Source organism: Ornithinibacillus bavariensis (assembly GCF_050433565.1).
Lineage (GTDB): Bacteria > Bacillota > Bacilli > Bacillales > Amphibacillaceae > Ornithinibacillus > Ornithinibacillus bavariensis.
Genome location: NZ_JBNPWZ010000001.1, coordinates 431,824 through 454,715, shown reverse-complemented (window position 1 = coordinate 454,715; position 22,892 = coordinate 431,824). Strand labels below are relative to the sequence as shown.

At 36.7% G+C, this 22,892-nt stretch carries 20 protein-coding genes; 4 read left to right on the top strand and 16 right to left on the bottom strand.

The window, feature by feature from the left end:
• Positions 1-206 precede the first annotated feature (206 nt).
• Positions 207-1,493: a trypsin-like peptidase domain-containing protein gene (locus HNR27_RS02035; protein ID WP_429338575.1), complete on the top strand. Its 1,287-nt coding sequence runs from the start codon at positions 207-209 to the stop codon at positions 1,491-1,493.
• 115 nt (positions 1,494-1,608) lie between these two features.
• On the opposite strand, the gene dhaK is transcribed toward HNR27_RS02035, so the two are convergent.
• The 3 genes from dhaK to HNR27_RS02020 all read right to left on the bottom strand — a co-directional run bounded on the left by dhaK (position 1,609) and on the right by HNR27_RS02020 (position 5,113).
• Positions 1,609-2,598, bottom strand: a complete 990-nt coding sequence (gene dhaK, locus HNR27_RS02030; protein ID WP_429338574.1) for a dihydroxyacetone kinase subunit DhaK — start codon at positions 2,596-2,598, stop codon at positions 1,609-1,611.
• Positions 2,599-2,757: 159 nt separating this feature from the next.
• Positions 2,758-4,254, bottom strand: coding sequence for a glycerol kinase GlpK (glpK, locus tag HNR27_RS02025; RefSeq protein ID WP_429338573.1), 1,497 nt, complete (start codon positions 4,252-4,254; stop codon positions 2,758-2,760).
• 52 nt (positions 4,255-4,306) lie between these two features.
• Positions 4,307-5,113 carry an MIP/aquaporin family protein gene (locus HNR27_RS02020; protein WP_429338572.1) on the bottom strand — a complete coding sequence of 269 codons (807 nt, stop codon included), beginning with the start codon at positions 5,111-5,113 and terminating at the stop codon, positions 4,307-4,309.
• 827 nt (positions 5,114-5,940) lie between these two features.
• Between HNR27_RS02020 and HNR27_RS02015 the strand changes: the two genes are divergently transcribed.
• From HNR27_RS02015 to HNR27_RS02005, 3 genes are all read left to right on the top strand, one after another.
• The gene (locus HNR27_RS02015; RefSeq protein ID WP_212920569.1) at positions 5,941-7,338 is read left to right on the top strand and encodes an MATE family efflux transporter; all 1,398 of its coding nucleotides are present in this window, start codon (positions 5,941-5,943) and stop codon (positions 7,336-7,338) included.
• Between the two features lie 240 nt (positions 7,339-7,578).
• Positions 7,579-8,055, top strand: a complete 477-nt coding sequence (locus HNR27_RS02010; protein ID WP_212920568.1) for a hypothetical protein — start codon at positions 7,579-7,581, stop codon at positions 8,053-8,055.
• Between the two features lie 15 nt (positions 8,056-8,070).
• Positions 8,071-8,490, top strand: coding sequence for a hypothetical protein (locus tag HNR27_RS02005; protein WP_429338571.1), 420 nt, complete (start codon positions 8,071-8,073; stop codon positions 8,488-8,490).
• 396 nt (positions 8,491-8,886) lie between these two features.
• Here HNR27_RS02005 and HNR27_RS02000 read toward each other — a convergent pair whose 3' ends face one another.
• From HNR27_RS02000 to HNR27_RS01940, 13 genes are all read right to left on the bottom strand, one after another.
• The gene (locus HNR27_RS02000) at positions 8,887-9,597 is read right to left on the bottom strand and encodes a GntR family transcriptional regulator (RefSeq protein ID WP_429338570.1); all 711 of its coding nucleotides are present in this window, start codon (positions 9,595-9,597) and stop codon (positions 8,887-8,889) included.
• A gap of 6 nt (positions 9,598-9,603) precedes the next feature.
• Positions 9,604-10,620 (bottom strand): sugar kinase, encoded by a 1,017-nt coding sequence (locus HNR27_RS01995; protein ID WP_429338569.1) that lies wholly within the window; start codon positions 10,618-10,620, stop codon positions 9,604-9,606.
• A gap of 38 nt (positions 10,621-10,658) precedes the next feature.
• Positions 10,659-11,786 (bottom strand): DgaE family pyridoxal phosphate-dependent ammonia lyase, encoded by a 1,128-nt coding sequence (locus HNR27_RS01990; protein WP_429338568.1) that lies wholly within the window; start codon positions 11,784-11,786, stop codon positions 10,659-10,661.
• Positions 11,773-12,870: an amidohydrolase/deacetylase family metallohydrolase gene (locus HNR27_RS01985; protein WP_429338567.1), complete on the bottom strand. Its 1,098-nt coding sequence runs from the start codon at positions 12,868-12,870 to the stop codon at positions 11,773-11,775. The genes HNR27_RS01990 and HNR27_RS01985 overlap by 14 nt, the downstream gene beginning before the upstream one ends.
• An 89-nt stretch (positions 12,871-12,959) precedes the next feature.
• A complete protein-coding gene (locus tag HNR27_RS01980) occupies positions 12,960-13,577 on the bottom strand; it encodes a YesL family protein (protein WP_212920562.1) in 618 nt (205 codons plus the stop codon).
• 35 nt (positions 13,578-13,612) lie between these two features.
• Positions 13,613-14,509: a carbohydrate ABC transporter permease gene (locus tag HNR27_RS01975; protein ID WP_429338566.1), complete on the bottom strand. Its 897-nt coding sequence runs from the start codon at positions 14,507-14,509 to the stop codon at positions 13,613-13,615.
• A 12-nt stretch (positions 14,510-14,521) separates the two neighbouring features.
• Positions 14,522-15,445 carry an ABC transporter permease gene (locus HNR27_RS01970; protein WP_212920560.1) on the bottom strand — a complete coding sequence of 308 codons (924 nt, stop codon included), beginning with the start codon at positions 15,443-15,445 and terminating at the stop codon, positions 14,522-14,524.
• Between the two features lie 218 nt (positions 15,446-15,663).
• On the bottom strand, positions 15,664-17,277 hold the full coding sequence (locus HNR27_RS01965; RefSeq protein ID WP_429338565.1) for an extracellular solute-binding protein: 1,614 nt from the start codon (positions 17,275-17,277) through the stop codon (positions 15,664-15,666).
• 313 nt (positions 17,278-17,590) lie between these two features.
• Complete coding sequence (locus HNR27_RS01960; RefSeq protein WP_429338564.1) at positions 17,591-18,625, bottom strand: lactonase family protein; 1,035 nt, start codon at positions 18,623-18,625, stop codon at positions 17,591-17,593.
• A gap of 19 nt (positions 18,626-18,644) precedes the next feature.
• Positions 18,645-20,561 carry a beta-N-acetylhexosaminidase gene (locus HNR27_RS01955; RefSeq protein ID WP_429338563.1) on the bottom strand — a complete coding sequence of 639 codons (1,917 nt, stop codon included), beginning with the start codon at positions 20,559-20,561 and terminating at the stop codon, positions 18,645-18,647.
• Positions 20,562-20,763: 202 nt separating this feature from the next.
• Positions 20,764-21,708, bottom strand: a complete 945-nt coding sequence (locus HNR27_RS01950; protein WP_429338562.1) for a dipeptidase — start codon at positions 21,706-21,708, stop codon at positions 20,764-20,766.
• Between the two features lie 17 nt (positions 21,709-21,725).
• Positions 21,726-22,436: a gamma-glutamyl-gamma-aminobutyrate hydrolase family protein gene (locus tag HNR27_RS01945; RefSeq protein ID WP_429338561.1), complete on the bottom strand. Its 711-nt coding sequence runs from the start codon at positions 22,434-22,436 to the stop codon at positions 21,726-21,728.
• Positions 22,437-22,656: 220 nt separating this feature from the next.
• Entirely contained in the window at positions 22,657-22,851 is a 195-nt protein-coding gene (locus HNR27_RS01940) for an alpha/beta-type small acid-soluble spore protein (protein WP_212920554.1), read from the bottom strand.
• Between the last annotated feature and the right edge of the window lie 41 nt (positions 22,852-22,892).

Sequence of the window (22,892 nt, the reverse complement as noted above, 5' to 3'; positions counted from 1 at the left end):
ATCGTTTTATGGATTGAAACACCCTTTACGATATCCTGATCACAATTTATTTCCGAACAATTTCTTTCCGCTGTAGAACACATATCGTTATAATGCTGTCACAAAAATAATTTAGTTAATATTCGCACTAAAGACAGGTCATTTCATGCTATAATACTACTAATCATATAGACTAGTGAACTAATACAGAAGAGAGGAATTAATATATGTACTGTCAATCTTGCGGAAAAGAGAGACGGCCAAACTCTAATTTTTGCCAATATTGTGGTACAAAACACAAGCAAAAATTGAGCCCTTTTACCATTATATTTCTTTCCTTATTATTAATTAGTACAATCGCTGGAAGTTTTTGGATTGTAACAACATTTTATTCTAAGCTTCCTGATATTATGGCGTCTGATGAGGTAAATCAGATCGACGAAAAAAGCATCGACCCGGATAGACCAGAAGAAATCGCTGAAGCCGTAGGTCCTGCCACAGAAAAGAAAGAGCTAAACGAAGAACAAAAGCATGACCTGACAGAAATTATTGCAGCTGCACAGAATACGGTTTATACCGTTTATACGGATTATAGTCAAGGCTCAGGATTTTTGTATAACCAAAATGGAGCCGTCATTACCAATGCTCATGTTGTAGAAGGTGCAACAGAGGTATTTATTAAAACGATTAGTGGTACAGAACATCTAGGTACGGTGATCGGTTATTCGAATGAAACAGATGTAGCAGTTATTCAAGTTCCAGATTTAGTAGGGATTCATCCCTTTGCACTTGAGCTAACAGATACTTCAAAAATTGGTGAGGAGATTATTGCATTAGGTAGCCCATTAGGTTTAGAGAATACCGCAACAATGGGGTATATCACCGGAAAAAACCGGAATTTTGTTATTGACCCATATGTGTATGAAAACCTATACCAAATATCTGCACCAATCTCTCCAGGAAGTAGTGGCGGTCCTTTAATATCAAAAGAAACAGAAAAAATTATTGCGATCAATTCTGCTGAAAGTATTGAAGAGGCATCCATCGGATTTAGTATTCCACTATATACCATTCGTTCCATTATTGATTCTTGGATAAGCCAACCGATGAGTGAAGATGAGATACTTGCCCAATTTAATTCGAGCAATGACAAATGGAGCGAGGGCTATTTTGATGGTGGCGATTACGCTGAGGATGATGAATACTACAATTATTGGGAATATGATTATGATGATTTTTGGACGGAATTTGGTAATGCATTTTGGGGATACTTTATGGAAGACAAATCGTTTGATGAGGAATGGTACGATAACTTTGATGACCCCTCATATGATCCCGAAGCAGATGAGAATATGTACTATGATGAAGAAACAGGCCAATGGAGTTATTACGATGAAATAGAAGATCAATGGTATTACTATGATGCTAATGAAGAAACTTGGTATTACCACAATGAACTTGATGGCCTCTGGTATTATTATGATGAAAGTATAGGAGACTATATCCCGTATTAGAAGAAGGGTCTGACTCGTTCAGCCCCTTCTTCTAATTGCCATAACTTTTCAATGATTCATAGACTCGTTTCCTGTTACCCCTTGCCATGTTATTTCTATAGTATTGCTCCCCTTATCACATACGAAACGCAGGTGCTTGCGACTCCGCATCTAATAATTCTTTCAGTTCTTCATCAAGGGCTAACAAGGTCACAGAGCATCCTGCCATTTCAAGAGAAGTCATATACTCACCAACAAAAGTTTTATAAACCTTTATCCCTATTCTACCTAGAATTCCATGCACTCTTTTATTCATGATAAACAGTTCCATTTCTGGTGTTGCACCTAGCCCATTTACGAGCACTGCAACCTCTCCAGAAAAATTATGATCATCTAATATTTTTTCGGTTAAAATCGTAGCAATTTCGTTAGCTGTTGAGATGGTACCTCTGTTAATCCCAGGTTCACCATGAATACCTATACCGATTTCCATTTCGTCTTCCGCCAGTTCAAAACTAGGTTTTCCAGCTGCAGGTACCGTACAAGGTGTTAAAGCCATCCCCATGGAGCGAACATTCGCCACCACTTTATCTGCTACTGCCTTTACTTCCGTTAGACTAGCTCCTTGTTCAGCTTTAGCACCTGCTAGTTTATGAACAAAAACTGTCCCGGCTATGCCACGACGACCTGTTGTAAAAGAACTATCTTCAACAGCTACATCGTCATTAACGACAACTTTTTCTACTTGAATACCCTCCGCCTCTGCAAGTTCTGCAGCCATCTCAAAATTCAATACATCACCAGTATAATTTTTTACAATTAGAAATACGCCAGAACCACCATCAACTGCCCTAATCGCTTCCAGTATTTGGTCTGGTGTTGGTGATGTAAATACTTCCCCACACACCGCGGCATCAAGCATTCCTTTGCCAATATAACCAGCATGTGCAGGCTCATGCCCACTGCCTCCACCACTGATTAATGCGACCTTTCCAGGAACAGAGGCTTCGGCTCTCACTACCACAAAAGTATTCGGAACCTGCTTCAACGATTTTGGATTTGCCGCAATCAATCCATCAATCATATCTTGAACAACCTGATCAGGTTCATTTATAATTTTCTTCATTTATTCTCCTCCATTATTCGAAAAGGCCCCAACGTTTATATCGTGAGGGCCTCTTTGAAGTTGTTTTATCAAAATCAATAGTAATTTATATTTTGTAGACGGAACTAACTAATGTCTCACCACCAATAATTAGTACTTTATTTAGGTTCCAATACCCATTTACACTTTAAAAACTCTCGTGGCTTCTACTGCTTTCTTCCAGCCATTATACAAATTGTCCTTCACTTCCGTATCCATTGTATTTTCAAAAGTCCTATCAATTTGCCATTGGTCGGCAATTTCTTTTTTATCCTTCCAATAGCCAACTGCTAGACCAGCAAGGTATGCTGCACCAAGTGCAGTTGTTTCCTGAACAACAGGGCGGTCTACTGGCACTCCTAGAACATCACTCTGGAATTGCATGAGGAAATCATTTTTCACTGCTCCACCGTCTACCCGTAATGTTTTCAAATCAATTCCTGAATCTGCAATCATTGCATCCAGCACATCCCGAGTTTGATATGCTAACGATTCTAAAGTAGCACGAATGATATGCTCCTTAGATGTTCCTCTAGTTAAACCGAATACAGCTCCTCGGGCATCACTATCCCAATATGGTGTTCCAAGTCCTACAAAAGCAGGTACTAAATACACACCATCTGTAGATTCTACTTTAGACGCAAAAACTTCACTTTCTGGTGCGCTTTCAATAATTTTTAGCCCATCACGTAACCATTGAATAGCAGATCCAGCAACGAAAATACTTCCTTCTAGTGCATATTCAATCTTTCCATCAACACCCCAGGCTAATGTAGTAAGAAGACCATGCTCAGATTTAACACCTTTTTCTCCGGTATTCATTAGCATAAAGCAACCAGTGCCATACGTATTTTTAGCCATACCAGTATCAAAGCATGCCTGGCCAAACAATGCAGCCTGTTGGTCTCCTGCAATCCCTGCAATTGGAACCTCATTGCCGAAGAAATGGTAGTCTACCGTATGAGCATATATCTCGGACGATTGTCGAACTTCAGGCAGCATACTTTTTGGGACTGTCAAAATGTCTAATAGCTCATCATCCCATTTCAAATCATATATATTAAACATAAGTGTTCGAGAAGCATTGGAATAGTCTGTAACATGCTCCTTTCCGCCAGACAACTTATACACTAGCCATGTATCAATTGTTCCAAATAATAGTTCTCCATTTTCCGCCTTTTCTCTAGCACCTTCTACATTATCAAGGATCCATTTCACTTTTGTTCCTGAAAAATAAGCATCAATGAGAAGTCCAGTTTTATCACGAAACAACTCATTATAGCCCTTCTCATTTAATTCCTTACAAATGTCAGCTGTTTGTCGTGATTGCCAGACAATAGCCTTATATATCGGCTTTCCTGTATTTTTATCCCATACCACTGTTGTCTCCCTTTGATTTGTAATACCAATTCCAGCTACCTGACTAGGGGCAACATCTGCTTTTCGAAGGACCTCAGCAATACACGATAATATGGATGTCCAGATTTCATTCGCATCATGCTCAACCCAGCCTGGTTGTGGAAAGAATTGTTCAAATTCCTTCTGTGCCGTTTCTACTATTTGACCATGATGATTAAATAAGATTGCCCGTGAACTCGTTGTACCTTGGTCCAGGGCTAAAATAAATTTTTCCTTCATCGGTGACACTCTCTCCCTTATTACAATATTATCCATTTCCATAACATACTATCTAAGCAATTTCTGCCCGTTTTTTAAAATCTTCGTGAATCGCTCCAGCAATCAAAGCTAAGATGAGAACACTCATAATCCAGAATAAGGCAGTGACTTCCCCTACAAAAAATGTCTGATAGAATACAGCTCCATAAATACCACCAAATATTGGTCCTGCCACTGGAATCCAAGCATAGCCCCAATCAGAATCACCTTTTCCAGCAATAGGTAAAATAGCATGTGCAATTCTTGGTCCTAGATCACGAGCAGGATTAATGGCATAGCCTGTTGGCCCACCTAGGGACACTCCGATTGCAACGATTAATAACCCAACAATCATCGGGTTTAATCCTTCTGTAAATGCATTCGCTCCAATAAACATTAAGCCAAGCAATAGTACAAACGTACCGATAGTCTCTGTTAGAAAATTCGCGAATACGCTTCGTTCAGCTGGTGCCGTTGAAAAAACAGCAAGCTTCGTAGCCGGGTCATCTGTTTTACGCCAATGTGCAATATAAGTTAAATAAACTACTGCTCCCCCTATGATAGCACCAAGCATTTGTGCGGTAACGTATAATGGCACCTTCACCCATTCAAATTCCCCAACCGCAGCAAATCCAATTGTCACTGCAGGATTAAGATGGGCTCCTGAGATATTTCCGACCGCATAAATACCCATTGTAACTGCAAGACCCCAGCCAATGGTAATTACTACCCAACCAGCACCTTCAGCTTTGGAGTTCTTTAAAACAACTCCGCCGACAACACCACCCCCAAAAATGATAAGAATCATCGTACCAATTACTTCCGCCATAAATTCAGACATAAACACACCCCTATCTTCAGAATAAATAGATAAAACCTCTTAGGAAAATTGGCTTATGTGTAGAACTGATGCATGTACCAATTTTTCTACTATATCTATATTCTGCTTTTAAAAAATACATTCCAAAATCTCTACTAATGAAGAATTTTTATTAGAGGTTGGTGCAGAATTGCTACTTTTATAGATGGTATGGGTGGTCTATCGGTAGTGGGCACATTAATGGCACTTTCATACTAGGAAGTGAGGTTCCTACGTAATTCAAGGATTATTATCACAGTGCAGAGGAAAATAGAAACCATTTTGCTTACTCGAACAAAAAAATAATAATACGTATTCTATCGGATCAGCTAATATCAAAAATAGGCTTTCAAATTCAAATCAACTAATTGTATAGAGGATGCAATCATTGAAAATTATTTAACATAGGGAGGCGTCAGTAAAATACGAATATACAACGCTGATCCCGTTCTCAAGATGACACCCCCGGTTTTAACATCGTTTAAGCGATTTTTAGTGTACTTGAAGAATCCAGCCTAAGAACCCCCCTCCAAAACTTCCATAAACACAATATAAGGTCCATTATTCAACTTCATGTACTACTCCATTAAATTATCATTTAAACCACCTTAAATCGAATGTTAGGCATGTTATTTAAGGTGTTTCTTAACATTTAAATACATACTCCTTTGATTTGAATTGTGTTACAATTATAAAGGTAAAAGCATGATATTTAGAACCTGTGATTCTTTTTTAAATTTCTTCTACTATCTCAGCACTACTAATTACTCAATAACTACTAAAACACTCAAAACTAGGAGGAAGGCTGGTTGGGCAATCATATGAATGAACGTTTTGCTAATGAGAAAATTCCGAAGCTTATTTTTTCACTTGCTACTCCAGCAATCGTAGCACAGTTAATAAATGCACTGTACAATGTGGTCGATCGAATGTTTATCGGAAGAATACCTGAAACAGGTACCCTTGCCTTGACTGGTATTGGGATCGTCTTCCCTATCATGATGATAATTCAATCATTTTCAGCGCTAATCGGCTTTGGCGCTGCACCTCTAGCTTCTATTAAAATGGGAGAAGGAAAAAATAAAAAAGCAGAAGAACTATTGGGAAGTTGTCTTTTCATGTTATTGATTGCTTCCGCAGTATTGACCATAACGTTTCTAATCTTTAAATCCCCACTATTAGTCCTATTTGGAGCAAGCCCTGATACTTTGCCATTTGCTGAAGATTACATGGGCATATACTTAATTGGGTCGGTTCCTGTACTTATATCACTAGGCTTAAATCAATTTATTGCTGCACAGGGATTTGCTAAAACTGCTATGATAACTATATGTATAGGCGCAGCAGTTAATATTATTCTTGATCCTATTTTTATTTTTGGAATGAATATGGGAGTGAAAGGTGCGGCATTAGCCACTGTTATTTCGCAAACAATATCGGCTGTATGGGTAATATGGTTTCTTACTTCCAAAAGAGCACATCTACGGCTGCGTTTTGAACACATACGAATCAATTTTAAAATAGCTGGCGGTGTGTTGGCATTAGGACTTTCTCCGTTCATTATGCAATCAACTGAAAGCCTTATTCAAATTGTATTCAATACTTCTATTGGCAATTATGGTGGAGATCTTTACGTTGCTGCAATGGGGATCATGAGCGTCCTCATGCAACTATTTACATTGTTGTTGAATAGTTTTGCGCAGGGGGCACAGCCGATTATTGGGTATAACTACGGAGCTGGTGACCATGAGCGAGTAAAGTCCACGATAAAATATAGTAGCGTTTTCTGTGGGATTTTCGGTTTGATTATTTGGAGCGTATTTACTTTTCTGCCACAGCTTCCGATTATGATTTTCACTAATGATCCCGAATTAATTACACTTACTATGGAGCTTATGAAAATATTCTTTTTAGGGACTATTATTTATGGGATACAATTAGCATTTCAGCAGGTTTTTATCGCTTTAGGCCAAGCGAAAGTTTCCATTTTCATTGCGGTACTTCGTAAAATCATTTTGCTTATACCATTGGTGTACATACTTCCGATGGTTATTTCTTCAAAAACAAGTGCCGTAATTATTGCGGAGCCTATTGCAGATTTCTGTTCCGTTCTAACTTGTTGTATTTTATTTGGATTCAAAATAAAACATCTCCTCAAAGGATCCGTTAAAAAGACTATTATTAGCTCCAAGATGAGTGTCAAGTAAACTAATTTTTTTACAATCGAGCATTTTTGATGAAATAACGAAAAATCCACAGTTTCTCTATTTTCAAACAAGGGAACTGTGGATTTCTATTATTAGAATGTACTTAACGTTGTATTTTGCTGTCATTACCCTAACATAGGTAAAAATGCGTATTTTTACGACTAATACTTGTCAGGATTAGAAAATAATGTTAGTTTAGTGTTGAATATACTAAAAATTAAGAAAAGGGTGATATTTCTGATGATAAAAAGGATTATCAAAAAGACTGGGATAGCTTTTTTAGGATTGGCTTTAGGTCTAGCCTTAGGTCTGGTTTTAACAACCCCTGTATGGGCTGGAACGTCCACAAGTCCGACGGGATATTATTCAGCTTATGGGCATAACTATTCAAACTACAGTGGTATTACAACCGGTTCCACATCTGGGAGACTTTACGCTAACGCTTGGACAAGGGCACAGACCAATCCTATTACCAATGAAGTACCAGCTGGCTACTTAGGTGCTCGTGCCAGAATGTACAATAGTAGCGGTACTTTGGTCGCTTCTACTTCCTTTATTTACAGTTCAACTAAAACAAATATTTTGAATAGTGACTTTGCAAGTTATACTCCAACAAAAGGCTCTTCTTACTATTCCCAAGGTGCCACTCAAGCATATAACGGGAACGGATATACTACCTATACAACGTTCGCTAGCCCGTCACAAACAGCCCAATAGAAAGGTGATGATTATATGAAGAGTAATAAAAGAATCTTTTTATTACCATTGGTTCTAGGACTACTGTTAAGTTTCTCTGCGATAACCGCATTTGCCACCCAAAACAACAACTTTCCTAAAAATCAAGCAGGGCAAACTTATGGCTCAGCAGCGATGGCTAAGTCTCCTCAAGAAGAACCCGACTTGATTGTTGCAATTGGAGTTAACGGTGAGGAAGGATATGTATACCGTGAAGATCTGGATGGAGAAATGCCAAGTACACCCGAAGAAGCCCTAGCGATCCAAAAGCAAACTGAGAAGAAAATGGCTCTTGTTGCAGCAGGTACTCCCGTTGTTGTTCGCACTATACCTCTGTATGATGTCGATGGTGTAACTGTTATTGGTGAATTTGACATAATTAATGTATCTAACCCCGACCGTTACAAAGATAAATGATTATACTTAAAGAAATGTAAAGCATTATAAAATAGCCCCAATAGTTAGCGTATAAACTGGCTTTTGGGGTTTTATGGATACAACAATATAAGGTTTCTGATATGAACAGATTAAAAGACGAGAGTTGTTAAGTATTATTTTTCTGTTGCATTAGAGTCATACTTACTCTTAAAATTTTATACAATTGCTTCCTCTGTAGAGTTCCATGGCTATCCTGGGAAACAACTTAGTTTTAAACAACCAGGTTTTCTTTTTTGACCAATGGCACAAAATTAAAAGTCTACTATAAATTATTACTTAGTAGCTGTTCATGGTCAACTTATTTTATTAACATAATGATAAATAGAGCAGCAAGGATTCCTACGAATCCCTCTGCCCTAAAGGGAGTAATATGACCTATACATCAAAGTTAACAACATATTTATGAATGTCAGTATTATAATATGCAATTGAATACTCTATTAATCGATCATCTATATCGAAAGAATGTCTAATACGTTGCATTAAAGGCTTTTGTTCTATTTTTAAAATGTCTGCAATATATTTTGCAGGCACCTCCACACCAAATTCATCCTTAAAGCGATTAAATTTTATTCCTTGCTGAAATAGTATCTCATAGAGTGAGTCTAAAAGACTTGTTGTATCGTTCGGTAGTTTTACAGTTTTGTGTATATAATGCCTAAAATGAATATATGGCTTACTATTTAAGGTATAAATTCGTTCAATGCAATAGCATTCTTCGCCAAAATACTCTGCTAATAAAGTGTCCGGCTCTGTATTAATTAAGGATAATGCGGCCGATTCTTTCTTTAAGTCATAACCATTATTTATTAGGTACTCAGAGAACCTTTGTCCTTTCGATAGCTTCGACACAGCATGATTATCCAATACAGTCGTACCAATACCGCTTCTTTTTTCAACATAGCCCTGAAGCGCCAACTGTTCTACGGCCTTTCGTATTGTAATTAGACTAACATTAAATTCCTCTTTTAGTTCAGGTTCTGATGGGATAAGCGTATGCTTGGGATAGATACCATTTATAATCCGTTCCTTTAATATTTCCTGTACCTGTATATATAGTGGACCTTTCTTTAATGTTAATTTCATATCATTCTACCTTTCTATCTGTACTTCATCTCGGTTAACTAATGACCAAATCTCTTCCTCTAAACATACAGGCGAATCTCCATACGTCGTATGGGCTAATGCACATGCAGCTGTTGCAAATTCAATGGAGTCTTTAGGTAGATACTGTGAAAGCACCCCATGCAAAATTCCACTGGAAAATGCATCACCAGCACCAATACGTTCAAGTGATGAAAAGCTATAATCCCTAGAGAAGTAAAATGAATGCTGATGGAACATATACCCACGAATAGTATGTTTTCCTTCCTTAAGCTTATTTCTTATTGTTCCTGCAATGACCTGTATATCGTATGCTTCTGCCACCTTAGGAATCAAATCTTCAATTTGCTTTTCCTGTTCCACTTGATTTGTTTCCATTTCCAGTATATATTGTGCATCTCTTTCTGTCATAAAACAAATATCAGTATGCTGTAATATTGATTGATAATAGCTTCTAGCTTGAACATTGTTTTTCCAGAGCTTTGGACGGTAGTTAAAATCAAAAACTACAGTTATTCCGAATTCCTTAGCTTTTTTGACAAGGTACTGCACATTACTTCTGGTTTGATCAGATATAGAAAGTGTAATTCCACACAGATGAATTAAAGCAGTATCCTTTAATATATTATTTAGATCATATTCCATTATGCTGGATGTACAGAAACTACTTTCCTTCCTATTCGAATAGGTAACTCTTGAAGGTCTAATATCAAAACCGTTTTCAAGGAAATACATTCCAAGATATTCACCACCGCGAAGGATATCAGAGATACCAACTCCTAATGAGCCAATATAGCTAAGTGCAGCATCTCCCAAACTATTCGATGGTAATTTTGTAATAAGTGAAGTATCATAACCATATTTATTTAATGCACTTAATACATTCAGTCCTGTACCTGAATAAAGTACCTTAAGTTCACGGGTTTGTTCTAATTTCAAATAATGAGGAGCTTCTAACCTCATCATGACCTCTCCAAATGCTTTAATTGTTCCCTTCATCCCCATCTCTTGTTCACCCTACTTTATTATTTTCATCGTATAATTTATGTGAAATCTTCATCGGTGATTATGGGAGACCTTGCCTCCAACGTTTCTTTAAATTTATTTATAATTAAAGGTATGTCTTGATCATCTATTGTTCTCGGATCTATTTCAAAATAGCCGTTGTTTGCATGGTAGTCTCTCGTATAAATAGCTATTTCGCCCTCTTTTAGTGCTTTGACGATATGTGTTGCAGGTGTGGACACACTTTTTTCATCTACTAGGATTCGTGCCCGATATATTTCTCTTTTTGACTCATCCTGATGGATGGATACAGTAATACCATTTAAATCATTTAAGCATTCAAAATGACTTAACCTCTCTAGTTGTTGCTCCTTACTAATTTCTTGCCAATTATATTGGTCAATTGCCTGTAATAATCCAAAAATAGATTCCTTTCCAATTTTCATGGCCCTTCCTATTCCTTGATTATGCATTCTGGCAAAATCGACATAATTCTTTTTACCAGCTAATATACCTGATGTTGGTCCTTCTAACGCTTTAGATCCACTCCAAATTATTAGATCCGCATAGTTTGAATATACCATTATATTTGTTTCAGCGGCTGCATCAACAATTAATGGGATATTATGTTTTTGTGCTAGTGAACTAATCTCCTTTAGTGGTGGCATACTCTTTTGTACAGTATGATGGGACTGTACATACACTATTGCCACTGTACGATTTGTTATTGCAGCTTCAATCTGATTCATCGTACAGCCATTTGCATAACCTACTGATTTAACTTCTCCTCCACCTAGTTGAATCATGGTACTAATAGGTGCTCCATAATTAATGAGGTGACCCATCATAATTAAGACCTCTCGATGAAGCGATTGATTGATTTCATATAAGTGTTCTACAAAGTAAGAATCTCCCTTTGTAATAAGTCCTGCTATTGCTAGCGCAATGGCTGACGATGCTGAGTTAGTTATCAGCGCTCCCTCCGTCTTCAACTGCTCCGCAATATATTGACCCGCTTTATGGTGAAGCTCTTCCATCTCATAGTAACGCTGCGCACCTTCTTTTATTGCTTCTACTACTTCATCTGAAAGGGTGGATACACCTAAAATGCTCATTTTACCACTAGCATTAACAACTCTTCGGAGATTTAATTTAGATACACTCATAATATTTTCCCCCTAGAATTACTGCAAAAGGCTTAATTTGAATTGGGGAGTCTAATTTGTTGCCCAACGAATCTATTAAAGTCACGTTCTTATTTTCTATAGTAAAAAAAGTTAAATCTGCAATTGCCCCTCTTTTTAATACTCCTAATGAAGGTTTCTTTAGAATCTTTGCAGGAGTCTCTGTTACGCTTTTTAGGACATCTTCTAATGAATAGCCTAATGCTAAAAATTTCGTCATGGTTGTTGCCAAACTATAAACCGGGCCATAAAGACGATTTTGTTCATAGATGTCAGTACTTATACTATGTAAAGGTAATCTCCCTTTCATAGCCTGCTTAGCAATCTCGAATGAAAAACTAGATGTTCCATGTCCTACATCAAGATAAACTCCACGATTTGTTGCATCTCTAATTGCTTTCTTGATAGACAAATCATCGTCAATAATGGTATTCCCTTCTTTGCCATTAAAACAATGGGTTATAATATCACCTTTTCTTAATTGTTCTGCAATTTCACTTAGTAATGGAGGGGCACTTCCTACATGTACCATTACAGGCTTTTTTAGTTTACTCGCATAATCCATTGTAAGCTTCAAAGGTTTAATGTCATTTTCGCCAATCACACTTGCACTCATTCTAGCCTTTAGCCCTACTAGAAAGTCAGGAAATCTTTGAAAGGAATGTTCAATTTTTTCAAATGAGAGGTTAGACAAATCGGTCAATTCATTTCTAACCCGAAGTCCTATACTTGAAACATTTAAAAAAGCTAATACTCTTGTATGACACTCTTTAGCAAGCTCATAAAAGTCTGTAATGTCATCTGCCCCACAACTTCCCGCATCCACAACAGTTGTAACCCCTGAAGTATAACCAATATTATCAGGGTGAGAACAGTATGGCTCGAAATTAGGAAAGGCATGTGAATGTAAATCAATCCACCCTGGGCTAACGTATACCCCCTTAGGGATTGAAATCACATCACCACCCACTACATTATCTATCGTTATTTCTTCAATTAAGCCATCCTTCACAACAATATTACATTGCGTACCATTTACTAGTGTTGCTCCTTCGATGATCACCATATACTTTGCTCCTACTATCCCTAAATTAGGATCTATTCTTTACCATTTAGCCATACTTTGACTCTATATTTAATGTTCACTTAGAATATCTAAGCCTCTTGTTTTTCATAATAGGGAAATGTCTTGGATACCGCCCACATAATAAAAAATGACGTTAAACTCCCTCCAAAGAAAAAGAAAAGAGCTGGAATAGACGTCCATGTTATTTGATATGCAATTCCTATAACTACAAAAATAAAAACGGTTAATATCGGGTGTTTTACACCAACAATAAATGGCCACATCAAATAATCTACTATTCGAAGTCGAAAATGGACAAAGATTGGAAAGAAAAATGTTAGGACGATAACATATAAAATAAGTGTCACTATTACAGTAAAACTTACAATAAGATAAACGATACTTTCCTGGGCACGTAGAATATTTAATTCAATGACTAAAAAGTAACCTATCAAGAACAAAATCAGTCCTAAACCATTCGTTTTCCAAAATTCCGTATGAAATGTTTTCCAAAAAGTCGCCAATATAGGTACATCTTCCTCGCCCTTAACCCACTTCCTGACAACCGCAAACATAGCTGTTGTTGCCGGCATAAAACCTAATACAACTAAACCAAGAGCTGTAAAAGCTAGCCAATATAAATTTAATAAAGCAAACCGCATTATCCATACCGAAAAACGGTAATATCCATTTACAATACCATTCATTTTTTTCAACCTTCTTCTTTTTTACCTTTCTCCGGTTATTCCTTCACCGATCCAATTAATACCCCTTTTACAAAAAAACGCTGTAAAAAAGGATAAACTATTAAAAGTGGTAATGCTGAAACGATAATAACTGCGTATTTAACAAGAGAAGCTGTCTTGACCTGTTCAGCAAATGACTGAGCACCGCCGGCTAATGATGCAGCACTGCTAGCACTTACCTCATTTAGGATTAATATTTGCCGAAGTATTAACTGTAATGGATATAGATTCTCGTTTGATAAATAAATCAATGCATTGAAATATTGGTTCCACAATGCGACCGCATGAAATAATGCCATTACCGCAATAATTGGTAGTGAGAGGGGCAGGACTACTTTTATAAACAAGTAAAAATCACTTGCACCATCTATTTTTGACGCTTCTACTAGTTGGTCAGGAATAGTTTGCTGAAAGAAAGTACGTGCAACAAGTAATGACCAAGCCCCAATAGCACCTGGAATTACAATTGCCCACATGGTATCAACCATTCCCAAGCTTTTCACGACTAAATAAGTTGGGATTAATCCACCATTAAAAAGCATGGTAATCAGGATAAACCAGAGGAAGAACTTCTTTGCCATTAATTCTTTCCTAGATAAAGCGTAAGCAGCTGGAAGTAGCATAAATAGATGGAAACAGACACCGATAATCGTGTATATTATTGTATTTCTATATCCGACCCAAATCGCTTTATTTTGGAATACCCTTATAAATCCATCAAATGTTATATCCACTGGCCAAAGCCACATTTTCCCTGAATTTACTGCTTGAGGGTCACTAATTGATGCACTAATAACAAAGATTAGTGGATATAGAATTATAATTGTAATGATTAATACAAAGAAAAAGTTAATTCGTTCAAATGCTCGGTCTGATAAACTAAATCTTGACATCCTGATTCCCCCTCACCATAAGCTATTTTCGCTAACCTTCCTCGCGATTTGATTAACTGTAATTAAAAGAACAATATTAATCATCGACTCAAATAATCCGATTGCCGCTGCAAAACTATATTGCCCTTCTAAAAGACCAGTTTCATAAACAAATGTTTGGATGATATCGGATGTTTCAGCGTTCAAATTGTTTTGCATTAATAGAACCTTTTCAAAACCAATTTGCATAAAGTTACCTATGTTTAAAATGAATAGTATGATTATTGTAGGCATTATTGTGGGTATGTTGATATGTAAAATACGTTGAAATCTTGTTGCACCATCCACTTTAGCTGCTTCATGAAGTTCTGGATTAACACCAGCTAGTGCAGCTAAATAGATTATAGTTCCCCAGCCTAGTGACTGCCATTGCCCTGACCATACATAGATATGTCGAAACCATTCGGGACTAGTTAAAAAGGAAACCGGTTCCATTCCCAGTGCCCGAAGTGCATGATTGACTATCCCAGTATTCGGATCTAAAAATGCAACAAGCATCCCAACCACTACGACAACTGATATAAAATGTGGTGCATAAGTGAGTGTCTGCGACCATTTTTTAAAAGATCCATTTCTTAGCTCGTTTAAAGCAAGCGCAAAAATGATGGGAAGTGGGAACAACAGCAGGCCATATGCATTCAATATGATTGTATTCTTCAATAATCTCCAAAAATAATACGAATTAAAAAATCTCTCAAAATGCTCAAATCCTACCCACGGGCTACCCATAATCCCTAAATTATAAAAGAAATCCTTAAATGCAATCTGCACACCATACATAGGGATGTAATGAAAAATAATAAAATAGGTTACTACAGGTAAAAGGAATAGGTATAATTGCCAATTTCTTATGAAACTCTTTTTAATCTTATAACCATTATTTACTCTTTGTTCCATCCTACCATCTCTACCTTCTTTTATTAAAAAACTTGGTATTCACATTCCATATGGTGAATGGCTTAATTTCACCTTATACCAATGGAGTATTTTTGTTTACCTGCTAGAATAGAATAGGCTGGATTAGTAGAAATCCATTTTTTCACAATAATTTCAGCCAATCCAGCCATATGAATGGGTGGTATGTTATTTACAACCCTTTTTGCAACCTAATAAACTTATTGATTTTCCTTATATCGGTCATACGCATCCTGGTATACTTTAACTACATCTTCTAAACCATTTTTCTTAACCGTCTCAACGTAATTGTCCCACTCTGAGAAATCTGCGTCACCAGTTATAAATTTGTCACGCATTTCTTCAACATATTTCGTTACATCTTGACCAACTGACTGTAAAACCTTATTTTCCTCTTCCGTGAAAGTAAATCTTGGCCAAATTTCTTCTGGTACAAAAGGCTCTATTTTCTCAGCTGCTGCCATAGATTGTGGTGCAGATTCTCCACCTTGGAAGAAGTCAGCTTTAATAATCCCATTAATTGAACCAAGCCATGTTAATTGTTTGGCGATAGCTTGTTCAAATGTCATATCTCCTTCTGGATTTAAAATATGATCCATATAAACAGCTTTTCCATCCTTTACTTCAAAAGTTTCATTTTCTACACCCATGTAGTATAACTGTGCACCTTCATCACTATAGAAATAATCCATCCATCTTACCGTTGCAGCTGGATTTGGATTTTTATTTGTTAGGACTAAGTTGGCAGGATCCCAAACAGATGACGAAAGCTTATTATAGCTTTTATGTCCTTCTGGTCCTTCTAAAGCAGCTAAACTATTAAATTGTGATCCTATTTCCTCACCAAACAATTCAATAGGGTCATAGAAAATCATACTACCATATAGATTCTCAGATGCATTGGCAAGGAACTGTCCCCATTCAATTGTAAATATACTTTGATCAATTAACCCTTCTTTATATAATTGGTGAATATATTCCAATAACTGCTTATACTCATCCGTAGTCGCATAATATCTTATTGAGCTATTATCGCTAGGGTCTAAATCGATATTCGCATTTGATGGTCCATGATTCATCACACCAAAGGATCCTGCTAGCCATTGAATTAATTCTACAATTGTTGTTCCTCCATAAGGGATTGTCTTTCCACCGCCAGCTGGGTCCAATTCCTTCACTGCTTTTAAGTATTCATAGAAATCCCCGGTAGTTTCGGGTATATCCATATTTAATTCTTTTAACCAATCTTCATTAATCCAAGGTCTTGCACTTAATCGTAAGGACAAGAAATCCTCCTCAATTAGGGATGGCATAGAGTAAATATTTCCATCCGGAAAAGTGATTGCACTTCGTATACTTGGGTCATTTTCCATTAGCTTTGTTAGATTTGGTGCATACTTCTCAATCAAATCATTTAATGGAAGAAGTGTCCCCTGGGCCCCATATCGTAATAAATCAGTATTTGGAATTTGCGCAAGGAAAAATGCATCAGGTAAATCACCACCACCAAGAGCTAAATTACGTTTTTCTTGGAGTGCATCAGGATTTATTAGATTCCATTTAACGTTAATATTAGTTTGATCACGATAATGATTCCAAATTAGAATATCATTCCAATCATTATCTTCATTTTGTGCTGGCTTATTAGCAAAAATTTTCAATTCTAAATCCTCATCTACAATTGGCATTCCAGTCTCATTTACTTTACTAGAACCGTTATCAGTATTGTTTGCTGCTTCATCACTCTTACAAGCAACTAGTACAATTCCAACTATGAAAATCATCATGAATAATAATAACTTTTTAAACTTCACACTATACCTCCTCGTAATCTACTAATTATCAAGTATTCGTTTTCCCCCAAAAGCACTCAAAAAAGTAATTCTAATTGAAATATTGTCTTTCATCACCTCTTTAATGATATGTACTAACTTTTAACATCCTGTAGTAAGCGCTTTCTTGTTATTCAAAATAATAACACTATTATAACATTAGGTCAATATAACATTATAATGTTTATGGAAAAATTTTAAAATGGAACCTCTAAAGTCCCACTTTTATGCTGATAGATTACTTTTCTAAGCTCTCCTTAATCTTCTAACTGACTCAATACGTTATCCTAATTTCCTATGCAAAGCACACACAAACTGGCCTATTAATTGATAACACCCCTTCATTAATTGATTGTAGTTTTCCGCTAGATTGTATGTTCATGACATGAAGACTATTGGAATGTTCATTTGCTAGTATGAGAAATTTACCTTGTGGAGAAATGGTAAAATGCCTTGGCCATTCCCCTATGGTTTGCGTACATGATAAAAACTGTAAACACCCATCTTGGTTTACATGAAAGATAGCAATCGAATGGTGTCCTCTATTAGATGCATATAAATAGTGCCCCGATTGTGCCAGTTGTAGTTCAGCTCCATAGCTCTTACCATGATAATCCTTTGGCAGCATACTTATTTCCTGGTCAATTCGTATAGTTGATAACGGATGATCATAGGAAATAGCTAAAATGGTTGATTGAAATTCTGTGACAACATATATTTTTTTTAGGTATGGGTGAAAAGCAAGATGGCGTGGCCCAGTTCCCTTAGGAAGGCTCAACTCTTGGATTTGTCTCAAAGCACCACTTTCTTTTCCAAACTGATAGAAATATAGTTTATCTAGCCCTAGATCCGTTGCAACAAAATAATCCGTTCCAGGAATATTACGAATCGTATGCAGGTTGGATAACCTATGAAGATTCGGTTCTTGATAAGAGATAATATCCATTTCCTCAACAATCATTCCACTTTGATTTAATTTATGAACAATAACACTCCCACCACCATAATTAGCAGTGAAAAGAAAATCATTTGCTTTGCCAAGCTCTACATAGCATGGAGATCCTTTCGTTGGAAGTCTGCTTATCTCCTGTAATTCTTTATCAGCAAAATCTATCTTAAAGCTAATTACTTGGCCATGTTCCACTTCACTAATGGCATATAAGAATCCGTTGTTTCTATCTATCGTTAAAAAAGATGGATTCTCTATCCCTGAAAATGTTGCAACCTCATAAAGCCTACCATCTGTTTCATCGAATTCTAGCCAATGAATGGTTGAGTCTTGAGGACTTCCATAGCAACCAACAAAAAGGTCATGTCGTAACTTTTTCATTCCTTGACCACCTCTTCACTCAATAGATTGGTAGAACATGGAAAAACACGTTTGGTGAAGCTATTCTATAATAATAACTGCACCATCCTAAGCTAGTAGAGTTTTGGACATCTGGCGAAAAAAATAACCGCTCCTGCTCTAATTCCTCAATCGAATCAATCGAATGATTTAAATAGTCATTTAACCTCTTAATAGCAGTATCAATTCGGTTTATTAGCCCACCATAACGAATATCAATTACTTCCCAGCCAAACGGTTTATTCAGTTTAAGCCATTGTTCGCGATGTGCAACGCGTAGAGCCTTGACTCTTACAATCAATTCTGGAAGAAGGACATTAGCGAGGTTTGTTAGTATATCCATATTCTTAGTATCGTAGGCTTGTTTTAATTGGACACCAATTGTTGCTTTGAGTGCTAACACCCTACTTAGCTTCTCTGGTACAGAAAAAATATAGTCCAAATTCCCATGATGGTTTATTCTATAGTTATTTATTCTCTTCTCAATTTTTTCGTAATGTGGTTGCATTTCTAATCCTTCTACATGCTTGTCAAATAGTCCAAGTAGAACATCCTGCCAGAGTAGAAACTTCGACGGATTTGTTTGCTGTAGATTCCCTTTACTCACTCCAGGAGGAGTATCTAATTCATTTAGGACAAAAAACATCTCTGGATCAATCCCTGTGCAGAATTTCACCCTGTCCTTTAATGCCTCTTCATCAATTTCCTTTGCAAATGCATGCTCTGCATAATATTGTAGACCAAATAACGCTGTGTAAACATTATTCTCAAATCCATCATCACCCCATAAGGTAACAAAGACATCCTTCACACCGTGCTTTTTACAAGCGGTAAGTGCCGCCTTACTTGCTGGTAGTGATAGATTGTAATTAGGTGCAAAAGTATTCCAAATCCACATTCCTCCGGCAAAGGCAGGTGTTTTACTAAATCGTTTATGTTGCTCGATGATTTGTTCATAATGATTTCCATCAGTTTGATTATATTGCCAGTACATTAATTGAACATTTTTAGGCGTTTTCTCGATAATATACGCTGGCATTTCAGTATTTTTACTGTATTGATCCCCAGTTTTTGATGCAAGCTTTAAAAACATATCACTCCACATCATTGCCTTTAGGCCATATTTTTCAGTTATCGCTAATACCTTTTCTAAATGTTCAACCATTAGTTCGAATCGTGGCTTATAGCCATTCAGATTTAAATACCTTCCTCTTCCTACTTCCTCAGCCTCGTCCATACCAATATGAATTCTCTTACTCCTAAAAGGAGCTGTAACTGATTGAATCATAGTATCAAGTAAGTCATAAGTATCATCACTTTCCAGTAATAAAGCACCTCTTGTATCTTTATAACGATAAGCTGCATTCCATTTTAAAAATTCTTCCAAATGGGCAAGTGTCTGAATACATGGTATTAGTTCTATCCCTAAGTTATGGGCGTAATCATCTAAGGACTTTAATTCCACTTGCGAATATCTTCCACGCATGTATCCAAAATATGGCTCATTCCTTACCTCATATATATCTTCCATATAAAGCATTGCGGAATCAAATCCCATGACGGCTAATTTACGGATTAAGTCCTTAAATGTTTCGGTTTTTAATACTGCATTTCTAGATAAATCGAACATCGGACCAATTGTTTCAAATTGTGGTATCTCCTCAATAAAAAACGCTATTTCCCCTTTTTGCAGGTGTTCAAGGAGCAATCCAAATGCTCTAAAAAAGTGACTAGGCTTTTGATAAGTAATAGTTCCCCTACCATCCTGATACGAAATGTGAAGATTTTTTTCATATCTATTTTCCTTGCAATGTAAAATAATATCAGCATGATTAGAAACAACAAAATCATAATCATTTTGTAGTTCAGTAATACCTGATAACAATTGATTTACATCCCCTGTAAATTGAATCTTCATCCACTACACCTTCCTTATTTTAATTTTTTTAATCATATATTAAGCATCTTCCTTATAGGCATGCCCCCTTTAAAATTATTGCCTTTCAATCAATTACATCCTAATCTCTATTATCAAAAAAGTCAAAATACTATACCAAAAAATATTTTCACCTATTCAAAACACAGATGGAAGATATTTCTGATTATTCTAATGTTTACCCTTAATTTCTAGGAAGATGATGAATAAAGTTTTGATAAGCAAAACCTTTTACCTCATCTTCCCGATAATACTTCAACAAATAGCTAATCAGGTTTTGATACTTAGAGGCATCTTCTAGATCAGTAACAAATGAAGAAATTCCATCAAAATCAGAGCCGAAGCCGATATTTTTCACACCACCAAGTTCACAAATATACTCAATATGTCTGACCAAATCGTCTAAGGTTGCATGTGCTCTTTCATGATTAATAAACGGTGGCCAAAACACTACATGGATCATAGCATTCCGTTTAATCATGGCTATAATTTGTTCATCATGGAGATTGCGTGGGTGTGGACATAGAGTAAATACATTGGAATGGCTAGCAATTGGGTAATCTGCCAATTCTAAAGTATCCCAAAAGGCCTTTACCGATAAATGTGATACATCTGTAAGTACATGATTCGCATTATTTAATGCAATAACCTCTTTGCCAAATGTCGTGAGTCCTGCACCTCTTATCTCACCAACCCCATCAGCACAGAGATTCGCATTATTCCAGGTCAATCCAAGCAAAAGCACCCCTAGTCGATAAAGCATACGTAGTTTTGCTAAATCATTTCCAAATGCATCGGCACCCTCAAGTGTTAAAACAACGCCAATCTCTCCTTCATTCAATTGGAGGATATCCTGCCATTTTTTAATATGCTTGATCTCAGGATTTAGGAGAATTTCTGTATAAAATAAATCAATTTGCTCAAGCGCACGCTGCCATTTCTCTTCAACAGGAACATTTGGCATGATAAAAATAGCAAAAAACTGTACCTTGACCCTACCTTTCTTTAAATATTGTAGGTTCGTATTCAGTGCGTTAGAATCTCTAAATCTTAAATCTTCCATCAATGTGTTTCTTCTAGATTCTTGCATCCTAAACAATGCATCACAATGTAAATCAATAATTTTCATGTAAAACTCCTTTCTTTTTACTTTCTACACGACTCGAGAAACGCCTTAAAAATAGCTTTAGATGCTATATCCCCCGATTCAATCATGCTCTCTGGATGCCATTGTAAACCTAGTATAAAGTTGTGCTCTTTGCTTTCTATCGCTTCAATCACACCATCACTCGCTTTACCAGATATTTGTAACGGGGTTACTACATTCCGATTTGCTTGATGATGTCTACTATTAACCCTTAGCTTCGTTTCCCCAGTAATTCGGTACAAAAGAGAGTTTTTGCGTACATCGACATAATGGGACCCATGTTCCTTTGGGGCATTTTGCTGATGCTGCAATAATTCCCCAGCCAATTGCGAGTAAATATCCTGGTACATATCTCCACCAGCAGCAATATTTAGCGTTTGACACCCTCGACACACCCCTAAGATCGGTTTATCCATATCCATCATGATTCGAATAAGCTGAATTTCAAAAGCATCTCTCGCTGGGATAACCGAGCCTAAATTTGGGTGTGGCTCTTCACCAAATAAGGTCGGGTCAATATCATAGCCGCCAGTCGCATAAAGCCCATCTAGCAAAGTAGCCATTTGATAAAGATCATCTCGATGTTGATAATACGGCAATAGAACTGGTATTCCTCCCGCATTCGAAATTGCTGAAGTATTATCCTTAGCTGTATAAAAAGTACGCTCATCAAGCTCTGTTGAGGTAATAATACCGATAATTGGTTTCAATCTTCAAACCTCCTTTACTCTAGCGTATGCTAAAATGTTTTCCTATATTGTACCAATGAAGATATTATATTAGTAGTTTGAATTTTTAGATATTCAATGGTTTAATTTCTTTTTACCGGGGTTAAACCAGCTACAGAATGTTTCTGTTAGCAGGAATCTATAATGCAGCTCAAAAAAGTAAAAAGGAGCCCATTGGACTCCTTTCTATCCGAGTATGCTACTATCTTCGATTCTGCATACTCTGTTCGGCGATTTGGATCATTCGTTTGACCATTTCGCCCCCCACAGATCCGTTTTCTCGTGCAGTAGTATCCGCTCCTGGCCTCACACCAAGCTCGTTAGCAATTTCTTCTTTCATTTGTTCCATTGCATTTCTTGCACCTGGCACTAACAATTTACTATTGTTTCTTGCCAAAACTGATCACTCCTTGTGGGTATTGAACAGAAGTTTTACCT